At 64.8% G+C, this 22,822-nt stretch carries 17 protein-coding genes; 7 read left to right on the top strand and 10 right to left on the bottom strand.

Annotated features, from left to right (window positions below; genetic code table 11):
• Positions 1–13: 13 nt before the first annotated feature.
• Together GEV06_16070 and GEV06_16065 are read right to left on the bottom strand one after the other, a co-directional pair.
• Positions 14–3,031 carry a TonB-dependent receptor plug domain-containing protein gene (locus GEV06_16070; GenBank protein MPZ19412.1) on the bottom strand — a complete coding sequence of 1,006 codons (3,018 nt, stop codon included), beginning with the start codon at positions 3,029–3,031 and terminating at the stop codon, positions 14–16.
• Position 3,032: 1 nt separating this feature from the next.
• Positions 3,033–3,767 (bottom strand): FCD domain-containing protein, encoded by a 735-nt coding sequence (locus GEV06_16065; GenBank protein MPZ19411.1) that lies wholly within the window; start codon positions 3,765–3,767, stop codon positions 3,033–3,035.
• 105 nt (positions 3,768–3,872) lie between these two features.
• Between GEV06_16065 and GEV06_16060 the strand changes: the two genes are divergently transcribed.
• The gene (locus tag GEV06_16060; GenBank protein MPZ19410.1) at positions 3,873–4,094 is read left to right on the top strand and encodes a zinc ribbon domain-containing protein; all 222 of its coding nucleotides are present in this window, start codon (positions 3,873–3,875) and stop codon (positions 4,092–4,094) included.
• Between the two features lie 36 nt (positions 4,095–4,130).
• On the opposite strand, the gene GEV06_16055 is transcribed toward GEV06_16060, so the two are convergent.
• The gene (locus tag GEV06_16055; GenBank protein MPZ19409.1) at positions 4,131–4,502 is read right to left on the bottom strand and encodes a hypothetical protein; all 372 of its coding nucleotides are present in this window, start codon (positions 4,500–4,502) and stop codon (positions 4,131–4,133) included.
• A gap of 40 nt (positions 4,503–4,542) precedes the next feature.
• Positions 4,543–5,340 (bottom strand): DUF433 domain-containing protein, encoded by a 798-nt coding sequence (locus tag GEV06_16050; protein MPZ19408.1) that lies wholly within the window; start codon positions 5,338–5,340, stop codon positions 4,543–4,545.
• A 118-nt stretch (positions 5,341–5,458) separates the two neighbouring features.
• On the opposite strand from GEV06_16050, the gene GEV06_16045 reads away from it, so the two are divergent.
• A complete protein-coding gene (locus GEV06_16045) occupies positions 5,459–6,493 on the top strand; it encodes an aldo/keto reductase (GenBank protein ID MPZ19407.1) in 1,035 nt (344 codons plus the stop codon).
• On the opposite strand, the gene GEV06_16040 is transcribed toward GEV06_16045, so the two are convergent.
• Both GEV06_16040 and GEV06_16035 read right to left on the bottom strand, forming a co-directional pair.
• Positions 6,479–7,945, bottom strand: a complete 1,467-nt coding sequence (locus GEV06_16040; protein ID MPZ19406.1) for a HAMP domain-containing protein — start codon at positions 7,943–7,945, stop codon at positions 6,479–6,481. The genes GEV06_16045 and GEV06_16040 overlap by 15 nt on opposite strands.
• Positions 7,938–8,687, bottom strand: coding sequence for a response regulator (locus GEV06_16035; GenBank protein ID MPZ19405.1), 750 nt, complete (start codon positions 8,685–8,687; stop codon positions 7,938–7,940). Before GEV06_16035 ends, GEV06_16040 begins: the two co-directional genes overlap by 8 nt.
• A gap of 161 nt (positions 8,688–8,848) precedes the next feature.
• On the opposite strand from GEV06_16035, the gene GEV06_16030 reads away from it, so the two are divergent.
• From GEV06_16030 to GEV06_16020, 3 genes are all read left to right on the top strand, one after another.
• Positions 8,849–9,370: a periplasmic heavy metal sensor gene (locus GEV06_16030; protein MPZ19404.1), complete on the top strand. Its 522-nt coding sequence runs from the start codon at positions 8,849–8,851 to the stop codon at positions 9,368–9,370.
• 92 nt (positions 9,371–9,462) lie between these two features.
• A complete protein-coding gene (locus GEV06_16025) occupies positions 9,463–10,797 on the top strand; it encodes an efflux RND transporter periplasmic adaptor subunit (GenBank protein MPZ19403.1) in 1,335 nt (444 codons plus the stop codon).
• Positions 10,798–10,879: 82 nt separating this feature from the next.
• On the top strand, positions 10,880–12,097 hold the full coding sequence (locus tag GEV06_16020; GenBank protein MPZ19402.1) for an FtsX-like permease family protein: 1,218 nt from the start codon (positions 10,880–10,882) through the stop codon (positions 12,095–12,097).
• Positions 12,098–12,166: 69 nt separating this feature from the next.
• On the opposite strand, the gene GEV06_16015 is transcribed toward GEV06_16020, so the two are convergent.
• Positions 12,167–15,616, bottom strand: a complete 3,450-nt coding sequence (locus GEV06_16015; GenBank protein MPZ19401.1) for a hypothetical protein — start codon at positions 15,614–15,616, stop codon at positions 12,167–12,169.
• Positions 15,617–15,910: 294 nt separating this feature from the next.
• Between GEV06_16015 and GEV06_16010 the strand changes: the two genes are divergently transcribed.
• Entirely contained in the window at positions 15,911–17,410 is a 1,500-nt protein-coding gene (locus GEV06_16010) for a gfo/Idh/MocA family oxidoreductase (GenBank protein ID MPZ19400.1), read from the top strand.
• A 353-nt stretch (positions 17,411–17,763) separates the two neighbouring features.
• Here the strand turns inward: GEV06_16010 and GEV06_16005 are convergent, their stop codons facing one another.
• The 3 genes from GEV06_16005 to GEV06_15995 form a co-directional block, all read right to left on the bottom strand.
• Positions 17,764–18,213, bottom strand: coding sequence for an SRPBCC domain-containing protein (locus GEV06_16005; GenBank protein MPZ19399.1), 450 nt, complete (start codon positions 18,211–18,213; stop codon positions 17,764–17,766).
• A gap of 45 nt (positions 18,214–18,258) precedes the next feature.
• Complete coding sequence (locus GEV06_16000) at positions 18,259–18,579, bottom strand: metalloregulator ArsR/SmtB family transcription factor (GenBank protein MPZ19398.1); 321 nt, start codon at positions 18,577–18,579, stop codon at positions 18,259–18,261.
• A gap of 145 nt (positions 18,580–18,724) precedes the next feature.
• Positions 18,725–21,139, bottom strand: coding sequence for an FtsX-like permease family protein (locus GEV06_15995; GenBank protein MPZ19397.1), 2,415 nt, complete (start codon positions 21,137–21,139; stop codon positions 18,725–18,727).
• Between the two features lie 558 nt (positions 21,140–21,697).
• On the opposite strand from GEV06_15995, the gene GEV06_15990 reads away from it, so the two are divergent.
• Entirely contained in the window at positions 21,698–22,240 is a 543-nt protein-coding gene (locus GEV06_15990; GenBank protein MPZ19396.1) for a hypothetical protein, read from the top strand.
• Positions 22,241–22,822 lie beyond the last annotated feature (582 nt).

Raw genomic sequence — 22,822 nt, 5'->3', positions numbered from 1 at the left:
TCTGATCTGCCAATTAGAACGCATACTTGAGCCCAATCTGGATGTTGCGACCACTGCTGGCTCCTGTGATCTGGCCGAACGTCGAGGTCGACAGGTTCGAGACCGGGTTGTTCAGGTTTTTCCTGTTGAGGACATTGAAGGCCTCGAGCCGGAGCGTCATCTGGTGGCCGCCAGTCACGTCGAAGCGCTTGTGCAGCGCAAAATCGTAGGTGAGCGCCGACGGCCCGCGGAGCGCGTTGAAGGGGAGGTTACCGAATCGTCCTTCGGCAAGCGGTCGGTCCACATCGAACGCCGCGGCGTTCAGCCACACCAGGCCGTCCGTGTCCTTGATGTACGGATCCACACCAGGCACGAGATCGGGGCGCTGCCCGTCCACCCGACGGTTGCCGACGAGATCACGCCCGGCCGTCACGTTGATTGGCAGTCCGCTGCGCCAGGTGATGATGCCCTGAATGGTCCAGTGTCCAAGCAGCGCGCGAGCGAGTCCAGAGTCGCCGAAGCCGGGTGTTGGGAGCTCGTACGAGTGGACGTTGACGAAACGATGACGGACATCACCCGGCTTCGGGCCGGCCGAGCCGGCGATGTCGTTCGGGTCCTGCACGGTCGCATCTCTGACGAGGGTACCGTCGGGCCCGTAATAGCCGCGGCTCCGGCCATAGGTGTAGTACACGTCTAACGCGAGGCCGTTCCAAAGCCGTTGATTGAGCGAGAGCTGAAGGGCGTCGTACTTCGAGCGACCCGCGTTCTCACGCAAGACGACCTCGCCAACTGCCTGATCCGGGCGCTCGCCGGTGATCGGATCGACGAGGTTGAGCGAGCGCGTGGAGTAGAGCTTCAGCGCCCGGCTGCCCACATAGGCTGCTTGCAGCGAGGCTCGTGACGTGAGCGCATACTGCACGGCGCCGTTCCACTGGATCGCGTACTCGTCTGCCCGATCGTAGTCAGCGACCGAGCGCGAAAGATTGAAACCCTCCGGGAGCAGGCTCGGATTCTCGGCCACCTCCGTCACGAAGGACCGTGGGAACGGAAACGCCGTCGGGAGTCCGGCTGGGATGTCGTTCTCGGTGAATGTTGCGAGGAAGGGGACGTTCGGATCGATGTACGCCATGTCGTAATAGAAGAACGGCTGCGCAGGAGCATGCGTCACACCGCCGCCGGCTCGTAGCACCAATCGCTGGTCGCCGATGGCGTCATAGATGACACCCAGCCGTGGTCCGAAGTTGTTGCGATCCGCATCGAACATCGGCTCACCACGGTTGTTGAACGGACCGAATGGATCCGAGCCGGCAACATTGAAGGCACCGCTCAAGGGCGGCGAGTACTCATAGCGCAGGCCGGCGTTGAGCTGCAATCGATTGCTGACCCGCCAGTCATCCTGGATATAGACGGCGTAGTTGGTGGTATCGAGGGGCTTCTCGCTGCCGAAGATGACCTGGATGTCGTTCGGCCGATCCGCGATGAGGTCATCGACGCCGTTGTAGCGGTGCGTCGGCAGGCCTATTTGGAACCGCTTGCTGTCGACGTTCCGAATCTCGAAGCCCGCCTTGATCGAATGTCGCCCCCGGACGTACGTGAGGTTGTCATTGATCGAGTAGGTCGTCGTCATGAAGTGAATATCGCTCGGCAATCCCAAGCCGGTGAGGCCTCCCCCGGAAACAGAGATCCAGGCGGGCGTCAGCTCGGTGCCCACGTGATGCCTGTTCAGGTCGGAGCGGTTGATCCCAACCCGTAGCTCGTTGAACACGCTGGGAGAGATCGTCCAATTGTCTTGCACGACCGCGTTGTGCAACCGCGTGGGAAAGACCCGAGGATGCTCGGGCGGCATGATCGGCTGGAAGAAGTCTTGGTGGTTGTAGTTGTAGCGCACCGCCAGCCGATGCTGACCTCTCTCCACGTCCACACGCCCCATATAGGTGTGCTCGTCGTTCCTCCGCTCGTCGTTGCGCCGGTGTAGTCCTACGTATGGGTCGCCGGTCGGCTCGAACGTATCGGGGAAGGCCTGGAGCACCTCGCGCATCTCGGGCGCGGCGCGGTCGATGAGCAGTGGCGTTGGCACATTGCCGGTCACGGCGTCGCTCCGGCGTACGTGGGCCCCCTCGTAGTTGAAGAAGAAGAAGAGTCGATCTCGAAGAACGGGGCCGCCCAGATTACCGCCGAATTGGTTCCAGCGCAGGGGTGGCTTCGGCGCGCCGTCGAGGTTCGAGAAGAAGCTGTTTGCATCCAGCGCGTCATGCCGGAAGAACTCGAACGCCGTGCCGTGGAGCTGGTTCGAGCCGGACTTGGTCGTGACGTTGAGCACGCCGCCGGTCGCCCTTCCATACTCTGCAGAGAACGCGCTGCCGGTGGCCTTGAACTCGGCGACCGCCTCGACGCTGATCGTGTTGATGAGAGCGCCACCACTCGCGCCAGCCGACGTGTCACTGGCAGATCCGTTGTTCTCGCCGAAGGACATGTCGACGCCGTCGAGCATGAGATTGTTCCCCAGCGCTGGGGAGCCATTGAACTCGATGCCACCCCGCCCGCCGGTGGAGGAAGAGGGCGCGTTCACCACCCCTGCCTGAAGGCCGACGAGCTGCTGGAAGTTCCGTCCGTTCAGCGGCAACGCTTCCACCTGACGCTGATCCATCACAATGCCGAGCGACGTGGTGGTTGCATTCACGAGCGGTGCGGCAGCGACGACGTCCACGCGATCGGTGACCGCCTCGATTGCCAGCCTCACATCGAATCGGCGCCGGACGCCGGCGTTGAGCTCGAGCGCCTCGACTCTCGTGGCCTGAAATCCCTGGAGCTGTGCCTCGAGGCGATAGCGGGCCGCCGGGAGGAGCGGAAACTCGAAGTATCCCTGAGCATTCGTGTGCGTCACCGCTGCCTGGTTGGTGGCGATGTTGGTGGCCGTGACGGTCACTCCCGGCAGCACGCCGCCGCCAGCGTCCGTGACCACGCCGACGATGGCGCCGCCAGTGATCTGGGCCGAGGCGGCGCTTGACGCGACCAACATGCACAGCAGGGCGACGCCGCGGTATATGGGCATGTCATTTGCCTCGATTGGACTTGGTCGCAGGCCGCCCGCGGCGCGGGCGACGTAGGCGGGCGGCGGCACTAGTCAGGCGATGAATCTCGACCTCCGACAACCCGTGCTGGAAGTGCCGACGCAAGGCGGTTCGAATCGCTTGCACATTGTTCTGTCGAAGCGCAGAGACGAGGCCTTCGTGCGACCGCACGAGATCATCGAGGTGCTGCTGGGTGGCGCCGCGGACGATGCTGGCGAACGCAAACAGCGGGACGGCGAGCTGATCCAGCGTGCGGTACAGCGTGTGGTTGCCGGAACGCTCCCAGATGTAGCGATGAAACGCCAGATCGGCCTGTGCGGCCTCGAAGTAGTCGTTTCTGGCCATGGCAGTCGTCAACTGCCCGAGCCGGCGGCCCAGCTCGGTGAACTGTGCCGCATCCATCCGCGCGGCGGCTTGAGCCAGCGCGCGCTCCTCCAGGATCGTCCTGAGCTCGACCCGTTCGGCGATGTCCTGGCGCGAGAGCTTGGTGACCTGTGTGCCCACGTTCGGCGTGCGTACGACGAGGCCGAGGCGCTCGAGCTGCACGAGCGCCTCGCGAATCGTGGCCTGGCTCACGTTGAGATCACGTGCGAGGTGCAGCTCGCGAAGCGGATCACCGGGCTGAAACTGCCCAGCGAAGATGGCGGTACGCAGGGTCTCGAACACCTGGGTGCTCAACGATCCCGTCTTCAGCGGCTGAAGAGGCAAGCTAGTCATGCCAGACGAATGTCTTATCGTTATCGATAATTAGCGGTGCTGTCAAGGGAATCTTTCTGCCGCCGCGCAGGCTCGGTTTTCCGCGAGCCCAGCTATAATTTCGCTGTGCCTATCTACGAGTACATCTGCCAGGCCTGTGAGCACCGGTTCGAGACCATCGTCTTCGGCAGCCGCCAGCCCGAATGCCCATCGTGTGCGTCGACGGCGCTCGACAAGCAGCTCTCCGCCTTTGCCGTGAGCACGCGCGGCGAGTCCTTCGATGAGTCACCCGCGCCGTGTGGCCAGTGCGGCGATCCGCGGGGCCCCGGCGCGTGCGCGCTCAATTAAGACCCTCGCTTGTTCGAGGTGAGACCGCGGCTTGTTTCAGCCTGACAAGCGGCGTGTTCGGCGACGGAGCAGACGCTTGGGAATCTCGGCAAAGTAGCCCAAGCGGGTGATGTTGTAGATGAACGGTCCCGTGCGTCGGCAAATGCGGTGGATCTTCGGCATCGCCTTCAGAAGAATCGTCGCCTGCTCCTCGCGTCTGAGCTCGGTTGCAGTAAGCACAAATGCTCGTAGGCGCGCGTTGATAATTGCCTCGATTTCGAGAGGGCGGCGCCGGATGTCCTTATCTTTCGTAAGGAGCACCCAGCCCCGTTTCCCGATCGCTGGCAGCCACTCGACGTCTTCTTGGCCTGCAAAGTACTCGTACCACGGTCGGATGTCGTAACCGGCACGAGCAAGCTCGTGCGGCACGTGCCGGCCGAGGCACTCATCTACGTAGAAGACGAGTCGCTTAGGCGGCCGTTGGGAACTCGCAGCGGATCGCTTCCCAGACCTCTTCTTCGGTTCTCCCGAAATCTTGGGCGACTTCACTGGGCGACTCGCCTGCTTGGAAGCGTTGGGCGATCTCTGAAGTTGGGACGCGTGACCCGACGATCACCGGCCGCCCGAATGCAACGGCTGGATCGATGGCAATGAGCTTGGGTGCTTCTACAATCGTATCCGCATCGCGTTTGCGGGTGAATGGGAACAATCGAACCGCAACCCCGCGCTCGTCGCGCTCGATGCGTTTCAAGTGAGCCTGGAGCAAGGCTTTCATTGCGAGCTGTCCGTCCCGTGAGGCGTTGATCAGCGAGCCGTACTTGTTGATGAAGATATCTGTTCCGTCGGTCTCCATTTCCTCGTCGATCAGCGGGTGCGGCGATCTCAGCTTGGCCTCGAGATAGTCGATCGCGCGTCGGATCTTTGGCATCTGAACATTGTGGTCGCGACGTAGCGCGCTGATCATGTGCAGCTCGACCAGATTGACAAACGACAAGAGGTGGCGCTGTGTGTCGGCGGCCTTGAGTAAGGGCCTCGAGCGCATGGTCCTGCCAGGGCCCGTCCGTTGCGCGTAGCCGAATGCCCAGTTGCGGACAGTGTTTTCGGGAATCCGCAGGTAGCGGGAGGCCTCGAACGAGCTGTAGGCAGGGATCTTTCGCGGACTCCGGCCGCGGTACGGATCTCGCTCGACTGGTTCGGTCATCCGGACTTGCCTCCTCGTGCGTGCGGTCATGCCATCGTCGGCATCGTAGCGTGGACGCTCCGTCAATTCAATTGGCGCAGACCATGGGGCCGATTCTCGTCTCCTCCTTTCGTGCGATGCCGCGACGCTGGCAGGTCGGCTAGACTGAGCCTCAGCGCTCGTTTGTGCGCAGACGGAGGCAGCGATGGAATTCAGGCAGCTTGGCGGCTCGGGGCTCAAGGTTCCGGTGTTGAGCTTGGGGACCGGCACCTTCGGCGGAGGCACCGAGTTCTTCAAGGGCTTTGGATCGAGTGACGTTGCGGAGGCGACGCGCCTGGTAGACGTTGCGCTCGACGCCGGGCTGAACATGTTCGATTCGGCGGACGTGTACTCGGAGGGGCTCGCCGAGGAGATTCTCGGACAGGCGATCAAAAGACGCCGCGACAAGGTCCTCATTTCGACCAAAGGCACGTTCGCCATGGGCGACGGCCCCAACGACGTCGGCTCATCGCGCTATCACCTCACGCGGGCAATCGAGGGCAGCCTGCGTCGGCTGGGGACGGACTACATCGACCTGTATCAGCTTCACGGCTTCGATGCGGTCGCGCCGATCGACGAGACTCTCGGCGCGCTCGACGACTTCGTCCGGCAGGGCAAGATTCGCTATATCGGCTGCTCGAACTTCTCGGGCTGGCACCTCATGAAGTCGCTTGCGGTGTCGGAGAGATACGGGCTGGCCCGGCACGTCGCCCACCAGGCGTATTACTCCCTTCTCAACCGTGACTACGAGTGGGAGCTGATGCCGCTGGCGCTCGACCAGCGCATCGGGACCATCGTCTGGAGCCCGCTCGGGTGGGGCCGGCTCACGGGCAAGCTCCGTCGTGGTCAGCCGCTACCCTCGACGAGCCGGCTCCATAGTGAGCTGACGACGAAGGGCGGCCCGCCGATCCCCGAGGATCATCTCTACAACGTCGTTGACGCCGTCGACGCCGTGGCTCGTGAGACGGGCAAGACCGTGCCCCAGATCGCCATCAACTGGCTCCTGCAGCGCCCGACTGTCACCAATGTCATCATCGGCGCACGCAACGAGGAGCAACTCAAGCAGAACATCGATGCGCTGGGATGGAATCTGTCGGCCGATCACATGGCCCAGCTGGACGCCGCCACCGCGGTGACGCCTGCCTATCCCTATTGGCACCAAATGCAGTTCCAGGTCCGCAATCCGTCACCGGTCTCTTGAGCTCGAGCCGCCACCTCCCGGCTCGACCGTGCTGGCCTTGTCGAGGACCATTTCGAAGAGCGCGCCACCCTCCGGAGGGCTGGATGCGGTAATCGTCCCGCCGTGGCCATCGACGATGGCCTTCACGATCGACAGGCCGAGCCCGCTTCCCGAGGAGCCGTGGTCTCGCGCCATATCCACCTTGTAGAAGCGGTCGAAGATGAGCGGCAGGTGCTCGGCGGGAATGCCGGGACCCGTGTCACGAACCATCAGTCGCACGTGACCGTCGATAGGTTCGGCTGACAATGTGACCCGTCCGTCTACCGGCGCGTGCCGTACAGCGTTCGCGGCAAGGTTCTGCACTGCCTGCTCGAGACGCCGCGCGTCCCCGTTGACGGCGTCGGCACCGGGCGCGATCTGGACGTCCAGCGTGATCCGTTTCTCCTGCAGGACGGTGCCGTGGCGCTCTCTGATCCGGCCGAAGAGCCAGTCCACGGGCACGGGCTCGCGCTCGAGCGCCACGCCGCCACCCTCGAGGCGGGCCAGATCCAGCAGGTCGCCAATGATCGACTCGAGCCGAAGCGTCTCGTCGGTCACGATCTCCAGATACCGCTGGCGTGCGGCCGGGGCCTGCGCTGCCTCCGGCATCGCCAGGGTTTCCAGGTAGCCGCGGATCGCGGTGAGCGGGGTCATCAGCTCATGTGACACATCCGCAAGGAGCTGGCGTCGTGCCCGGTCGGAGGCCTGCAGCTCGCGTGCGCGGGCCTCGAGGTCCGCGGCCATACGGTTGAACGCCCGCGCCAGCAGCGCGACCTCGTCGCCGCCGCGCTCCGGCGCCCGCACGCTGGTGTCGCCCGCGCCAATCGCAGCCGTCGCGCGCTCGAGCACTCTGAGCCGGCGACGTGCCGGGCGAAAGACGAAGAATGCCATGCCTGTCGTCCCAGCAAAGAGCAGCGCAACCGCCGCCGCCGCGAGCTCGGGACCGTACTCGCGAATCGCAAACACGAACGGCCGTCCGTGGAAGATCGGCACGACCACGCCGACCACGGTGTCGCGCGAGACGATCCGTGCAGGCCCATGGAGCCGACGAAGGTGTCGCAGGTGCTCGAACGCGCGCGAATGCCTCAGCGCCACCCGCGCCGACCGAACGAGCCGCGGCGGCAGAGCGAACGCACGGTTCTGAACGAGGCGCCCGTCGACGAGCACGACGAGAAACGGCTGTCGCACGCGCCCGAACTGCTCTCGCACGTACTCCTCGATGTCGAGTTGAGGGTCGGTGTCCAGCGCTGCCGAGATATCAGACGCGACGAGCTCGACCAGTCGCTGTGGTGACTGGCTGCCCAGCGGGCCGCCGCCATGGCCCGTGAGCCACAGGAACAGCAGCCCCTGCGCGACGAGCAACCCCGTCACGCAGACGATGAAGCCAAGGCCGATGCGCCAGTAGAGGCTGCGATACCAGATTGGATCAGACATCGGCGGCTCGGTACCCAATGCCCCACACTGTGACGATGATCGTGGGGGTTGCCGGGTCTCGCTCAATCTTTCGCCGCAGGCGCTTCACGAGCGTGTCGACGCTGCGCTCGGTGACGAAGGCTTCTCCCTTCCACACGCGCGCGAGCAGCGTTCGGCGACTGAACACGATGCCGGGGTTGGAGAGCAGTAGATAGAGCAGGTCGAACTCCCGTGCCGTCAGGTCGACGTCACGACCGTCGACACTCGCTCGGCGGCGCGCTGGATCGATCGCCACGTGTTGAAGATGAACGGGCGGCTGGTTCGCCCCGGCAGTCGTGATCTCCGGCAGCGTGCGCCGCCGGCGGGTCAGTGCCCGCGCCCGGGCAACGAGCTCGCGGACACCGAACGGCTTGGTGAGATAGTCGTCGGCGCCGCTCTCGAGGCCGAGCACCTTGTCTGCCTCTTCTCGGCGTGCCGTCAGCAGCAGGACCGGAACATCCTGATTGATCGACTCCCGCCGAACCGCGCGCAGCACGGTCAAGCCATCGAGCCCCGGAAGCATCAGATCGAGGATGACCAGATCGAATCGTTCCTCGCGGGCCAGGCGCAGCGCCTCTCGCCCGTCACCCGCAGACGAGGTCGACCAGCCTTCCAGCTGGAGATGGAGCGCCACCAGATCGCGGATGTGCCGCTCGTCCTCGACTACGAGCACGCGGCGCGGTGACTCGTGCCGCTCGGTTGCCTGTGGTTCCTGCGCTGACATGGCGATTCTCGATTCTCAATCAGTCTAGCGGGAAAAACGGGCACAGCCCCGCACAGCCCTCGTTTTCCCGCCGAGAACCGCGCGTTGCCATCGTTTTTTCACAATTGCGCCATGGCACCGCCACACGTCTACCCGTCAAATGGAATGGAGGTCGAAAAACAATGATGTCCAACACGAGAACAGTGAAGATGACGGTTGTAGCGCTCAGCACGGCGGGGGTGATGGCGCTTGGTGCCCTGGCCCTTGCACAGCCTGGGCCGGGTGGTTGGCACGGTCCAGGCAGCCACGGGCATATGGGAGGCCCGGGCGTCTGGGCGCTTCGCCAGCTCGATCTTTCCGACGAGCAGCGTGAGCTGGTGCGGTCGATTCGGGAGCAGCATCGCGCCGAGCTCCAGGCGATCTCTGAAAAGCTCCAGCCCGCGCGCGAGGCGTTGACGGCTGCGGCGATGACCGTACCCGCCGACGAAGCCGAGATTCAGGCGCGAGCCGCCGATCTGGCCGCAGTCCAGACGGAGGCTGCCGTGCTGCACGCAGGCATCCACGCGGAGGTCTTTCAAATCTTGACGCCGGAGCAACAGGAGAAGGCCAAGGCGCTGCACGCAGAGTGGCAGGAGCGGCGTGCCGAATTTCGGCAACGGCATCTGGAGCGGCGGCAATCCGGAGAGCACCCGCCGCAGAATTGATGGACAGATCAGCGACGGTATCAGGCGAGGGGGCCTGAACGAGGGCCCCTCGCTAGCCCACTATTACCAGCGCGCTCCGCAGGAGCGACAACATGAAACTCAAACTGGTGGCAGCAGTGGTCGTTGCGGTGGTGGTGGCCTCGTCGGTTGTGTACTACCGGGCCGGTGCCACCAGCACAGAGCCTCGCCTGCTCACGGCAACGGTGACGCGAGGGCCGGTCGTCGAAACGGTCGAGGCGACCGGCACCGTCGAGCCGGTCGACACGGTCGAGGTCGGCAGTCAGGTCACGGGTACTCTCAAAACGCTGGCTGCCGACTTCAACGACATCGTCAAGCGCGGGCAGGTAATCGCAACCCTCGACCCGGCTTCGCTCGAGGCGCAGCTTCAACAGGCAGAGGCGAGCGTGCGCCGCTTGGAGGCCGAGGTGGAGAGCGCGCGGGTCCAGGTGAAGGATGCGGAACAGAAGCAGGCACGGGCCGAGGCGCTGGCGCGCGATCAGCTCCTCGCCGCGTCCGATCTGGACTCGGCCCGCATCACCACCGAGGTCAGCCGGGCGGCTCTGAAATCAGTGGAGGCGCAACTCGTTCAGGCGCGGGCGTCATTGGAGCAGAGCCGGGTCAATCTGGGACACACGATCATCACCGCGCCGGTCGACGGCATCGTGCTCTCGCGCGACGTCGAGGTGGGCCAGACCGTGACGGCAAGCCTCGAGACACCGACGCTGTTCGTCATTGCGCGCGACCTTGGAACCATGCAGGTCAATGCGAGCGTAGACGAGGCGGACATCGGCCGGGTGCAGGTGGGGCAGCCCGTGCGGTTTCATGTCGATGCCTACGGTGACGACGAGTTCGGCGGCACCGTGTCGCAGGTACACCTCCAGCCGATCGTCGAGCAGAACGTCGTGAGCTACACGACGGAGATCAAGGTACCCAACACTGGGCTCAAGCTCAAACCGGGCATGACGGCAACGGTCAGCATCGAGGTTGCGCGAGATGACGATGCCTTGCGCGTGCCGACGGCGGCGTTGCGGTTCAACCCGTCGGCTGAGGTCTTGGCTGCTTTCGGAAAGCAGAAGTCTCCCAGCGCGCAGTCGAGCGCGGCCAGCAATGCGATCGTGCAGCCTGCGTCTCTCAGTCGCTCGAGCGGCGAGCGCCAAGAAGACGAGGAGCGCAGCTCGACGACCGCCAGCAGCCGTGCGGCGGTTTGGCGGCTAGACGATGGAGGAGTGGAGCGGGTGCCGGTGGAGCTCGGTGTTGGTGACGGCACCTCCTCGGCGATTGTCGGCGGTCGGCTCGAGGAGGGCGCCGAGGTGGTGGTCGGCCAGCCGTCCGTCGCTGCAGGGGCCGCGACGGGGGGCTCATCCGGGTCGCCGCTCCTGCCCTCGTTCCCACGGCGGGGCGGCAGGGGAGCGCCGCGCGGGGGTTGATGGCAAGCGAGGACACGAAGGGGATCAACCACGAAGGACACGAAGGGCACGAAGAAGAAGAGCACGAAGAAGGATGGGCGCGATGAAGAGTTGGATGACATTCGGAATAGCCTTCGAGGCCTTGCGCAGAAACGTGATGCGCTCCGGGCTCACGGCGCTCGGCGTCATCATCGGCGTCGGCGCTGTGATTGTCATGATGGCGATCGGCGACGGCGCGAGCGCCTCCATTCAAGCCCGCCTTGCGAGCATGGGGACCAACGTCGTCACCATCACGGCCGGCTCGCTCAATGCCGGCGGCGTACGGCTGGGCCAAGGCGCTACGAGCACGCTCACGCCGGCCGACGCCGACGCGCTGCGCGAGGTGCCGGGAGTTCAGGGCGTGTCACCCGGCGTGAGCACGCGTGCGCAAGTGGTCACGACGGCGGCGAACTGGTCCACGCAAGTCCAGGGCGCTGGCGCCGATCTGCCGGTGATTCGTGCATGGCCGCTGGAGCAGGGCAGCTTCTTCACGGACGCGGATGTCGCACGTGCGGCCAAGTTCGCGGTCCTTGGTGCGTCCGTGCGTGACGAGCTCTTCGGTGCGGGAAGCGATCCGATTGGTGCCACAATTCGTATCAACAAGCAGCCCTTCAAGGTCGTCGGTGTGCTCGCGCGGAAAGGCCAATCACCGATGGGGCAGGACCAAGACGATACGGTGATCGTGCCGTTTACCGCGGCACAGAAGCGCTTGCTGGGCGTGACACACCTGAGCAACATCACCCTCTCTGTTGCGGACGGAGAGTCAGCGCTCGCCGTCTCGGAGCTCGTTGCCGGCCTGCTTCGCCAGCGTCATCGTCTCGTGCCTGGCGAGGATGACGATTTCATGGTTCGGACCTACGAAGAGATGGCGAGCGTGCTCACGTCGACGACGACGACCATGACGTATCTGTTGGCCAGTGTCGCGGCGATCTCCCTCCTCGTGGGTGGCATCGGCATCATGAACATCATGCTCGTCTCCGTCACGGAGCGGACCAGGGAGGTTGGCCTACGCTTGTCGATTGGCGCACGCCGCCGCGACGTGCTGAGGCAGTTCCTCGCGGAGGCGCTCACGCTCTGCCTCGCGGGCGGCGCTGCCGGCGTCCTGCTCGGTGTCGTCGTGTCGGCGAGTATCGGTCAACTGCTTTCCTGGAGCATCGTGATTTCTCCGACGGCCGTCGCCCTGTCGTTCGCCTGCGCCGCGTCGATTGGCGTGTTCTTCGGCTGGTATCCCGCCCGTCGCGCGGCGGGGCTGAACCCGATCGAGGCGTTGAGATATGAGTAGGTGTGGTGTCACCCCCTCACCTGGTCACCCCCTCACCCTGCCTCTGTGCCGTCCCACCCACCCCGACGCTCAAAAGCTGACCCGTGCTGCCAACTGGAGCTGCCGCGGCAACCCGTTCTGCGCGCTGATCGTGCCGAACGCCGAGTTGGTTGGCGACGTGTTCGGGTTATTGAAGTTCGTGCGGTTGAGCGCGTTGTAGACCTCGACGCGGAGCTGGAGCCGGGTACGACCACCCACGGCGAGATTTTTCAGGAAGCCGAGGTCCAGGACGGCGTACCCGGGGCCGCGCACTTCACTGAAGCGTGTGGGCTGGGTCCGTACGTTCGAGACGAGCTGCTGAGACGAGGCGAGCTCGAAGGCGTCCGTGTTGAACCAACGCTCGAAGCTGCGATCGCCGCGCGGGAGCGCGATGTCGTCCACCGTTGCTCCTTCGGCCAACAGGAAGTTGCCAAGGGCGAGCGGCGCGCCACTCTGGGCCTTGAAGAGAAAGCTCACCTGCCAGCCGCCGAGCAGGCCCTCGACAAGTGGACTCCAGTTGTTTCCCCAGCGGCGGCCGCGCCCGGCGGGCAGCTCCCAGATGCCGCTGGTGGAAAGCACGTGCGCACGATCGAATGGGCTGATGACGCGCTCGGGTCGCTCGTCGGTGGCATTCAGGAATCCCGTCTCGGTCATCGTCCGCGACCAGGTGTACGCCATTTGGAGTGTGAGGCCGCTCGACATGCGACGTTCCACGCGCCCTTGTAAGGCGTGGTAGTCCACCTCGCCAATTGTCTCGCTGGCCTGGACGGAGGTGAGCTGTGGATACGGGCGGAGCAGTTGTCGCCGCTCCACAGTGTCCCCCGCCAAGTTGGTGCCCGGCAGCAGCGAGGCGAAGGGATTGGGCACTGCCTCCGTCAACCGGTCGTGTGTCGCATCGTCTCGCACCGGCGACGTCGAGAGATATTCCGCCGGTATCGGATTGAGCTCGCGCGTCACGGGGAGGTGCTCGCTGCGTGCGCCAACGTATGTGGCCTCCAGCAGAATCTGCCAGGGCAGCTCCTGCTGGACACCGAGCGACCAGCGGTGGCTGCGCGGCGCTCGCACGTCACCAACGTAGGGGAAGTCTGCGTCCAGGCCGACGTTCGTCATGAGACCGAGTGAGCTGCCGGTGGGCTCGAGGAGGCCATCCGGAAGTGGATTGGCGAGCGTCGCGATGAAGGTCTGCCCGCTGTCGAGCGAGGGGACCACGGCGGTGTCGCGCGAGAAACCCACCTGATTGACGGTCATCCGGTTGGTCCCGAGCATGTCGTAGAAAAGGCCGTAACCGCCGCGCACAGCGGTCTTCGGCATCGGCACCCAGGAGAAGCCGGCGCGTGGCATGAGGTTCGCCAAATTGCGCTCCCACGCTTCGGAGGGGCCACCAGTGTCCGGATAGAGCATGCCGCCGCGCACCTGGAACTGATCGACCGGCACTTCTGCGATCGGGTTGAGCGCGTAGTTGGCGCGGACCGTGTCCTCGATCGGGAGCGGGGTGTCGAAGTCGAACCCACTAACCATTCGGTTCTGCTTTTCAGTGAGCGGTGCCTCGATCTCGTAACGCAGTCCCAGATTGAACGTCAGGTTTCCTCGCACACGCCAGTCGTCTTGAACGTAGAAGCCGATCACGCTGGTCCGTTCGGAGTACTCGGCGACGCGGCTCATTTCGCCGCCGGTGGGGTAGCCGAGCAAGAACGAGGCAAGGTCCTGTCCGATGGGGGCCGCCGAAGAATTGTCGAGCGGCCCTCGCGTCCAGTCCGTGGCAAATGAGAGCGAGGGAGAAACAGCCGTTGGGAACCGGCTGGCTCGCTCGATGTAGTGACGGTACTCCGATCCAAGCTTCAGGTTGTGGTTGCCGACGAGCCACATCAGGCTGCCGTTGGCGGAGTAGACGTCGGTCGTGAAGTAGCCGTCCCCCGATTCCCAATTGCTGAAGTCCGAGTAGTTCGAGAAATCGAGGTGCGGGAACGTTGCGGCGCCCTCTGGCGCGAGCGCCGCGAGCGCTGGGTCGAACCCCAACGACGCGAGGTCGAATCCCTGACTGCGCCGGCGTTCCGGGAACAGCTGCCGTGTGAAGCCGCCGCGGACGTTGACCAAGAGGTTGCTTCGGATCGTATAGGCATCATCGACGGCAAGCACGCGGTTCTTGCGGTTGAGGAAGATGCCATTCGACAGATTGCCGTACCAGTCGTTCTTCTCCTCCTCCCAGAAGTCCCAGCTGAAGCGGCCATAGATGCGATGCCGGCTCGACACGCTGTGATCCACTCGCCCCGTGGCGGTGTAGTACGTCTCGTCGGCCACGAGCGTCGGGTTCGTGTAGTTGTTGCGGCCGTCGCTGGTGCCTGCCTGGTTGGGCAGCGGCCAGTAGTCGAGAATCGCCTTGGCCACCGGGTCGAGGCGATCGGGCGGGATGACGTTGCCGGGAAAGGGGTCGCGGACGAAGCGGCCAGGCTCGGTCGGGTGCGGTCGCGTGGTGGCAGGATCGTAGATCCGGTACTCGGACCCGAGGGCCAGCAGCTCCGAGAAATCGCCGCCGCGCATGCGTTCGGTGGGCACCGTTTGCACGGTGGGTTGCGGCACCTCGAAGGGATTGGCTTCCACGCTCGCAAAGTAGAACGTACGGCTCGAGATGACCGGCCCGCCGACAGCCGCGCCAAAGCGGTTGTCGGAATAATCTCGCTTGGGGCGATCGGCTCGGTCGTCGAAGAAGTTCGGCGCGTCGAGCGCCGAGCTGCGATACCACTCGTAGGCTTGTCCGTGCAGCTCATTCGTCCCGCTCTTGGTAACGATGTTGACCACGGCTCCCATGGTGTTGCCGATGGCGCTGTCGTAGGTTGTCGTGTGAATCTTGAACTCCTCGACCGCCGCCGAGGGTGGGCTGTATGCCACGCGGTCGTTTGCGACGTTCGCGACACCGTCGAGCGTGAAGTCGTTTCGCTTCTCACCGATACCCACCGTCGAGAACTGGGACAGGCCGTTGTTGAACGGCGCCTTGCGGAGGCGCAGGTTGGTCGTATTGGTCACCCCCGGAGCCAGCGACACGAGCTCCACCGCGCTCCCTTCGCGAATCGGCAACTCTGCGATGCGCCGCGCATCGACCACCTGGCCAAGGCTGGAGGACACACGATCCACCGCGGCAGAATTCGCGGTCACCTGGACCTGATCGGTCACCTGCCCGACCTGCAGCGTGGCATCGATGGCCAGCACGTCGGCCACGTGCAGCTCGATGCCGTCGCGGACGAACGATGTGAAGCCGTCGAGGGAGACCGTCACGCGATAGGTGCCGGGATTGAGGAACGGCATCCGGTAATTGCCGCTCTCGTTCGACGTTGCCGTCGTTGTCACGTCCGTGGCGACGTTGAGGACCTCCACGCTCGCGCCCGGAATGGCGGCACCGCTCGGATCGGCGACCTGGCCCTGAATCACGCCGCGAGCCTCCTGAGCGTTGGCGACCGATGGCGCGGTGAGCGTGACGACCACTAGCGCAAGAAGTAATTGGCGCATGACAACATCCTTCCTCGAGCCGCAGCTGGGTAAAGACGACAGATGTTCTGTTAAACAGAACGTATTCTGTTAGCTGCCTGGACGGGCGAACTCTACTGTTCGATGCGAACAGGTGTCAAGGGGAAGGGGATCCCTTGATCCCTTGATCCCTTTACGGCCACAATGCTACTCCTCGAATCAGAAATGTTGAATTCAGACCGATTGGAGCCCGCCATGATGGACGAATCGAAGACCAGTAGAGAGAAGCAGGGTTCCCGCACCGCGGGGGCGCGTGGGGCGGAGACGACCGGCAAGATGCCTCGCCGTGACTTTCTCACGAGCGCAGCCCTCACCGCGGCCGGGCTGACAATCGTCCCCCGCCGCGTTCTCGGCGGGGCGGGCTACACGCCTCCCAGCGATCGGTTGAACATCGCCGGCATCGGAGTCGGTGGTATGGGCAAGAGCAACATCCGCGCGCTTGCCAGCGAGAACATCGTTGCCCTCTGCGATGTGGATTGGGGCTACACGGAGAAGGGCTTTACTGAGATGTTCAGCGGTCTCGAGAAGGCGCAAGCGCGTCTCGAGAAGGCGGAGACCCCCGAAGAGCGCCAGCGGATGCAAGACGAGATCGCGCATGCGAAGGAACTCTCCCAGAGCTTCGCCTCGATCAAGCGCTACACCGACTACCGCCAGATGTTCGACCAACAAAAGGACATCGACGCGGTCGTCATTGCCACACCTGATCATCTACACGCGGTGATCGCGACGGCGGCCATGAGCCTCGGTAAGCACGTGTACCTGCAGAAGCCGCTCACCTGGTCGATTCACGAAGCGCGCGAGCTGGCCAAGAAAGCCAAGGAGAACCCCAAGGTCGTCACGCAGATGGGTAATCAGGGGCACTCGACCGACGATGCGCGCCTGATCAACGAGTACATCGCGGCGGGGGCGATTGGCAACGTGAGCCACGTGCACGTCTGGACGAATCGTCCACTTGCCTATTGGCCACAGGGGATTCCGCGGCCGGAAGCCAAGCCGGAGCCAGACGCCACGAGCTGGAACGTCGAGGCAGTGATGGATCGTCTCGCCATCGCGATGGCTGCCAATTATCCGAAGCCGCAGGGGCTCGAGTGGGATCTCTTCCTCGGGCCCGGCCCGGTCGTCGACTACCACCCCGTCTATCACCCGTTCAACTGGCGCGGGTGGGTCGACTGGGGTGTTGGCGCGATTGGCGATATGGGCGCGCATCTCATCGATCACCCGTTCTGGGCGCTCGATCTGGGCTTCCCGACCTCCGTGGAGACCGTCTCGACGCCGTTCAACAAGGCGTCGTACCCCATGGCGACGATGACGCACTACGAGTTTCCGGCACGAGGCAGCATGCCGCCCGTGAAGCTCACCTGGTACGACGGCGCCCTGCTGCCGCCCACGCCCGAGGAGTTGGGTGATGAGCAGGTAGACAAGGGAGGCGGCGTGCTCTACGTCGGCGACAAGGGCAAGCTACTCCACGAGACCTACGGCGCAAACCCGCGCCTGCTACCGGCCTCGTTGCATGATTCCGTCGGAACGCCGCCCGAGAAGTTCCCGCGCATCCAGACGTCGCACGAGATGAACTGGGTGGATGCTTGCAAAGGGCAGGGGGAAGCGACCTCGCCGTTCGAGTATGCGGCGCGGCTGACCGAGGTCATGCTGCTGGGCGTGGTTGCCCTTCAGGCCGGCACGAAGATCGAGTACGACGCGGAGAACATGCGTATCACCAACGCGCCGGCGGCAAACGAGTTCCTGCGTCGCGAATACCGGCAAGGCTGGACGCTGTAGCCGAGGCGTTGAGAGTAGAACGTTTGATGTGGCGCCAGCGGATGTTTGGGACAGTTCAAAGGCGAATGACGCTGTCAGCAGGATTCGACCCCACTGGCGAGCCAGACGGGCGAGGCCCACTGGCGAGCCAAGGGGCTGACGCCTGGCGGGCGCCAGCCCCTTGTCCGGGTCTCGCGAAAGAGGACGGCTTCACGGACATCGACGGCACGACGCCCCGTCGGTGAACGCTTGCCGATGTCTGACGCTCTGAACGGAACACGCAGGGCTGACAGCGATGACCCACGAGGCATCGCTGTGGTCGTACGGGACGCGCTCGCGTAGATGCACGCGCGATCCGCAACAGCCGCGCGAGCCTACGCGGCTTCGGCGCGCCTCCGAATGCGCTCGAACAGATGTGGGACGCCCTGAGCCATTCCTTCGCTGTAGCCCTCTGGAATCGGTCCGAACATCGTGTGCCGCAGCGTCACCAGCGTGCCACCGTCGACTTCCTTGAGGCGATATTGCACATTTGCCACCACTGGTGCGGATATCATCAGCGGTCCCGTGATCTCCAGTAGCGTCGGCCGCTTGATGGCCTGGACGTGACCCCAGAAGTGCCCGTTGTCATCGCCGAGGTCTCGAAACCAGCGGCCGCCCGGCCATGGCTCGAGCGTGAGCGGCATCGACGGGCCGTCGGGGATCTGGTGTTCCGGTCCGATCTCCTCGAGCAGTGCCGCGAACGTCGCGGCGATTGACGAGCGGACGTGAACTTCCTGCGTGATGTTGACGCTGAGGTTGTCGAGCGCCGGAGCGGTTGCGGGCATGAGGCCTCCTGTTGCGATGTCGTGTGTGTCTTCGTGCGCCGCGCGTCAATTGCGCTCGGCGCGTTCCTTGATGCGCGTGAGCTGGTTCCGCCAGTAACGTTCGAACCGCCCGGTCCACGCGTGGAGCGGCCTGAGGCCATCGGCGTTGGTGCGATAGAAGATCTGACGGCCGTCGCGCCGCGCGCCGACCAGGCCCACATCGCGGAGCACGCGGAGGTGCTTGGACACCGACGGCTGCGCCAGCCTCAGCGCCACGGCGATGTCCCCGACGGGACGCTCGCGCGCGGCGAGATACTCGAGGATGTCTCGTCGGCGTGGCTCCGCGATGGCATTGAACGCATCCGACGTCGTGGCGGCACGCGGCACGTTCCCGATCATATTCCTATGAAGGAATAAGTCAAGCGTCGGCGATACACCGAGCACCTTTCGTGAATCGCCGGTTGGCGTACGTGGCGGTGTCACGGGACCGCCACGATGAGCGGGGCGCGGCGCAGCCGACCGCCCCCCGCCTTCAGTCGCGCCGCAGGGCGACGAGCGGCGTGACCGACATCGCAGCACGCGCAGGCCACCAGCTCACCACAGCGCAGATTGCCAGCACCAACACGGCGGCGGCGGCGAAGGTGACGGTATCCTGAGCCGACACGCCGAACAGCAGCGACTCCAGCGCGCGCGAGGTCACCCATACCGTTGCGAGGCCCAACCCCAAGCCAGCGCCGAGCACCGTCATGGCCTCGGACAGCATGAGGCGTGCGATGTGCCACCGCCGGGCGCCCAACGCCAGGCGGATGCCGATCTCGCGCGTGCGTGCGGCGGACGCGTACGCGAGCAGGCCGAACAATCCCACCGCCACCAGCACCAGCGACAGCGCGCCGAACAGCGTGAACACCAACGCGTTGAACGTCCACCCCGCCCGCGCCCGCATGACGACGTCCTCCAGTCGGACAATGCCGTCGACGATCGCGCCGGGCTTGATCGCACGGACGATCGGGCGGATTGGCGCCACCAGCGCCAGCGGATCGCGGTCGCCGCGCACGACCAGATGCCTCACCGCCGGCGCCGTTTGCGTGTGCGGCAAGTACACATCGAACCGCGTCCGCGTCAACTCACGATAGCGGCCGTCCTTCACCACGCCGACCACGTCTTGCCACACCGGCCGGCCGGCATCGTCTCTTGGGCCGTCGAGCGTGACGAGCCGCCGGCCCACCGCCCGACCATCGGGCGACAGGTAGCGAGCCAAGCTCTCGCTGATGACGACGACGGCTGGTGAGTCGGCGGTGTCCCGGTCGTCGAACACACGCCCTTGCACGAGCGGCAGACCGATCGCCTCGAAGTACCCAGGCGTCGCCGCTTCCCAATTGACCGCGGGATTGGCATCGTACGACTCGGGGCGGAGCGGCTGTCCGAACAGGACGATCGGTGCGTCCATGCCGATCGGCCCGTGTTCCAGCGGCGCGAGGTAGACAGCGCCGGCCGCCCTCACGCCGGGTAGTCGCCGGACGCGGCGTAGTAGTTCGTCGTAGGACGCGTCGTCGTCGAGCGCTACGTCCATCTTGACGACGTTTGCCGGGTGAAAGCCGAGCTCGACGTTCTTGATCGCCAGAAAGCTCCGCACCAACAAGCCCGCGCCAATTAGGACGATGACCGACAGCGCGATCTGCACACACATCAACGCCCGTCGCAGCCGCTGGCCGCCCCGCGTCTCCATGGTCGCCGCGCTCGAGGCGTTGAGCGTCTCCGCCGGCGCGCGAATCCACGCGAACATCAGCGGCGCGACACTGGTGAGGACCGCGGTCACGACGGACATGATTCCGGTCACGGCAATGGTGCGCGCGTTCATCCCGACGCGGTGGAGGCCCGGGATCTCGATCGGCACGAACGGCAGCAGTGCCTTGACGGCCCAGGCAGCCAGCAGCAGTCCGACGGCGCCGCCGGTCACGGCGAGCGTGAGTGACTCGGCGAACTGCTGCTGCGCGAGGCGTGCGCGGCTCGCGCCCAGCGCCTGGCGCACAGCCAGCTCCTTGCGCCGTGCCGTGGCGCGGACCAGCAGCAGGTGGCCGACGTTGGCGGCCGCCATCAGCAGGAGCAGCAGCGCTGCGAACATCAGCACGACCAGCGCCGGGCGTGACAGGCCGAAGATTTCCTCGCGCAGCGGCACGAACAGCACGTCCACTTGCGGCGTCCCCGGAGGAAACCCGCGCATCGCGATGGCTTGGGCCTCGCGGCGGGCGGACTCCAACCCGACGCCGTCGCGCAGGCGCGCAATGGTCTCCAGCCAGCCGATGCGTCGGTCGTCCACCAGGTGCGGATGGCCCGGCGCCAGCGGGAACCACACCTCCGCACCGGCCGGATACTGGAAGTCACGCGGCATGACGCCGACCACCGTGTAGGTCCGCTTGTCCAACCGGATGGGCGAGCCGATGACCGCGGGGTCCCCGCCGAACTGCCGGTGCCACAGTCCCCAGCTCATCACGAGCACGAGCTCCGCCGTGGCGACGTCGTTGTCCGCCGGCCTCAACGTACGCCCGAGCAGTGGCTTGGCCCCGAGCACGTCGAAGAAGCTGTCGGACACGGCCCGCGCGTGCACCCGCACTGGCTCGCCTCGCCCGATCAACTGCTGCGGAAAGTTGATCGACCCCATTGTCGTCACATCCTCGAAGACCGTGCGGCCCTGTTCCCGCCACTCGCGATACTGCGGGTACGACGACTCGGAGGGCGGCTGCTCGCGGCCCGGCGTCTGCGTCCAGATGCTCACGAGCCGATTGACGTCCCGTACGGGCGATGGTTGCAGCAGGATGGCGTCGAGGAAATTGAAGGCGACGGCAGTGGCGCCCATGGCCAACGCCAGCACGCACACCGTGGTGGAGACCGCGACCGGCACGCGTCGCGAGGTCCGAACGAACACGCGAACATCGTCATGTAGTCGCATCGCGCGTCGACTCCTCTGCGCGGGTCACGCCGCATTCTACTGCCGATACGCTGGGCCGGGTGCCTATAACAGATTCACTCGGAACGATGTGAAGGACACCGCTGGCCAACCATATAAGCCTGGCGAGGCATACGCAGAAGAGTCCTACTCAATTGGGATATAGCCTCGAATTCTTGAGCTGGTCAACCTGCGGCGTGAGACATCTGTCGGACCCTTCGGTCGATTCTCGATTTGCAGGAGGCGGCTAGGCGTGTGTAGTGGATACACGGATGTAACGAGGAGGCCTTTCCGCCTTCGCGCAAGGAACACGTCCCGGCAGCTCGCGTCCACCACGGGTGATGGGTGAACACCTGGCTCCCGCCAGACCGTATCCATGTGAAGGCCAGGTCTCTCGGTGTCAATGTTGAGGATGCCGCGGTGCTTAAACTCGAGATCCTCGTCCTGATGGCATTGGCCCTTACAGCGTGCGGTCGGGGCGAGCCGCGGTGGCAAGGCTGCGAGTGGCCCACCGAGACGGCTCGCCCGTTAGACCTGTCGCGTGCAGCTGATCAGGCCCACTTGCGGAGAGACGCAGAGTCGGCGGAGACGATCGCGATCCACTATGCGGATGTGGTGGCGCCGGCGCGGCAAGAGGGATGGGAGGCATACGGACAAACGCGTAACCAGTGCATGGCGTTTCTGTTCGGCACCGTGTCCCGGATTCACGCAGTGGATATCGCGCTCGTCCGAGCGTATGCCACGCGACGCAACGACCCTTTCGATGTCATGGTGCTCGTGTCGTTCGCCGTGGTCTACGCCTTTGGTGCATATGTGCTGGCGGGATTCGTCACGCACCGCTTTGCCGTTGACGAATGGCGCGCCGCCGCTGTCGCTCTGACCATCCTCTCTCTTGGCGCAGCGATGGCCGCACTGATGGCCCTCCACGTCTGGGCGAGCCTCGCCGAGAGTCTTCGCCTCGGTAGCGGCCACTTGAGCTATCGAGCGGAACGCCTACCGTTGCACCAGCAGGGAATCTCGTTGTTCGCCGCTGGCGTCGGACTGTTCTGGCTGATTTCCGTGCTGCGTTATCTCCCGGCAATCCGCCGTCGTCAGCTCCTTTGACGGCGTCTACGACACGCCTAGCACGATTGCCGAGCAGCTCGCTTGGCTGGAAGCGGCTGGGTTCGCCACGACAACGTGTGTCGAGCATGACCTCGCCGTGGTTGTCGGCGATCTCGCCGACCTAAACTATCCGCGTGCTCGCCTCCCACGTCGTCGAATGGCAAGATCGGCGCGAGGCGATTATTCGCTCGGCCCCTGCCGCCAGACTGTACTCCTTTCCAGACGGAATGCCAGGGTTCGGGGCGACCCTCGAAAGAAAAGGGGGCACGCGCGCTGTGGAGCGCGCGTGCGACATGAGAGTTCAGAAAGGACGATTTGCCGCCACCGTGACGTGCCATGGCGGGTGACTAGTCGTCGGAGGCACACTCGCTTTCGTGGCTCGCATGCGCGTCGAGAATGTAATCGCGCAGTCGCTCCTGTGCGGGCATCTCGATGATCGCTGGTCCGCCCGCGAGAGGAGTGTGCGTTCTTGCGTGGTCTCGCTGTCCATCCACCGCGTGAGTATCGGGAACACGTCGCCCCACGATTGCAGGCGAGTGCCCACATGCCGGTGGCGGAGCCCGATCACGTGTCGGAAACCGA

The sequence above is a fragment of the Luteitalea sp. genome, assembly GCA_009377605.1.
In the GTDB taxonomy this organism is placed as follows: domain Bacteria; phylum Acidobacteriota; class Vicinamibacteria; order Vicinamibacterales; family Vicinamibacteraceae; genus WHTT01.
Note: the sequence above shows the minus strand (reverse complement) of the source record. Positions and strands in the feature narration are given on the sequence as shown.

Bases quoted from the DNA above. Each gene is read 5' to 3' on its own strand.
- GEV06_16070 (MPZ19412.1), bottom strand. From the start codon at position 3,031: ATGCCCATATACCGCGGCGTCGCCCTGCTGTGCATGTTGGTCGCGTCA.
- GEV06_16065 (MPZ19411.1), bottom strand. From the start codon at position 3,767: ATGACTAGCTTGCCTCTTCAGCCGCTGAAGACGGGATCGTTGAGCACC.
- GEV06_16045 (MPZ19407.1), top strand. From the start codon at position 5,459: ATGGAATTCAGGCAGCTTGGCGGCTCGGGGCTCAAGGTTCCGGTGTTG.
- GEV06_16040 (MPZ19406.1), bottom strand. From the start codon at position 7,945: ATGTCTGATCCAATCTGGTATCGCAGCCTCTACTGGCGCATCGGCCTT.
- GEV06_16035 (MPZ19405.1), bottom strand. From the start codon at position 8,687: ATGTCAGCGCAGGAACCACAGGCAACCGAGCGGCACGAGTCACCGCGC.
- GEV06_16030 (MPZ19404.1), top strand. From the start codon at position 8,849: ATGATGTCCAACACGAGAACAGTGAAGATGACGGTTGTAGCGCTCAGC.
- GEV06_16025 (MPZ19403.1), top strand. From the start codon at position 9,463: ATGAAACTCAAACTGGTGGCAGCAGTGGTCGTTGCGGTGGTGGTGGCC.
- GEV06_16020 (MPZ19402.1), top strand. From the start codon at position 10,880: ATGAAGAGTTGGATGACATTCGGAATAGCCTTCGAGGCCTTGCGCAGA.
- GEV06_16015 (MPZ19401.1), bottom strand. From the start codon at position 15,616: ATGCGCCAATTACTTCTTGCGCTAGTGGTCGTCACGCTCACCGCGCCA.
- GEV06_16010 (MPZ19400.1), top strand. From the start codon at position 15,911: ATGCCTCGCCGTGACTTTCTCACGAGCGCAGCCCTCACCGCGGCCGGG.
- GEV06_16005 (MPZ19399.1), bottom strand. From the start codon at position 18,213: ATGCCCGCAACCGCTCCGGCGCTCGACAACCTCAGCGTCAACATCACG.
- GEV06_15995 (MPZ19397.1), bottom strand. From the start codon at position 21,139: ATGCGACTACATGACGATGTTCGCGTGTTCGTTCGGACCTCGCGACGC.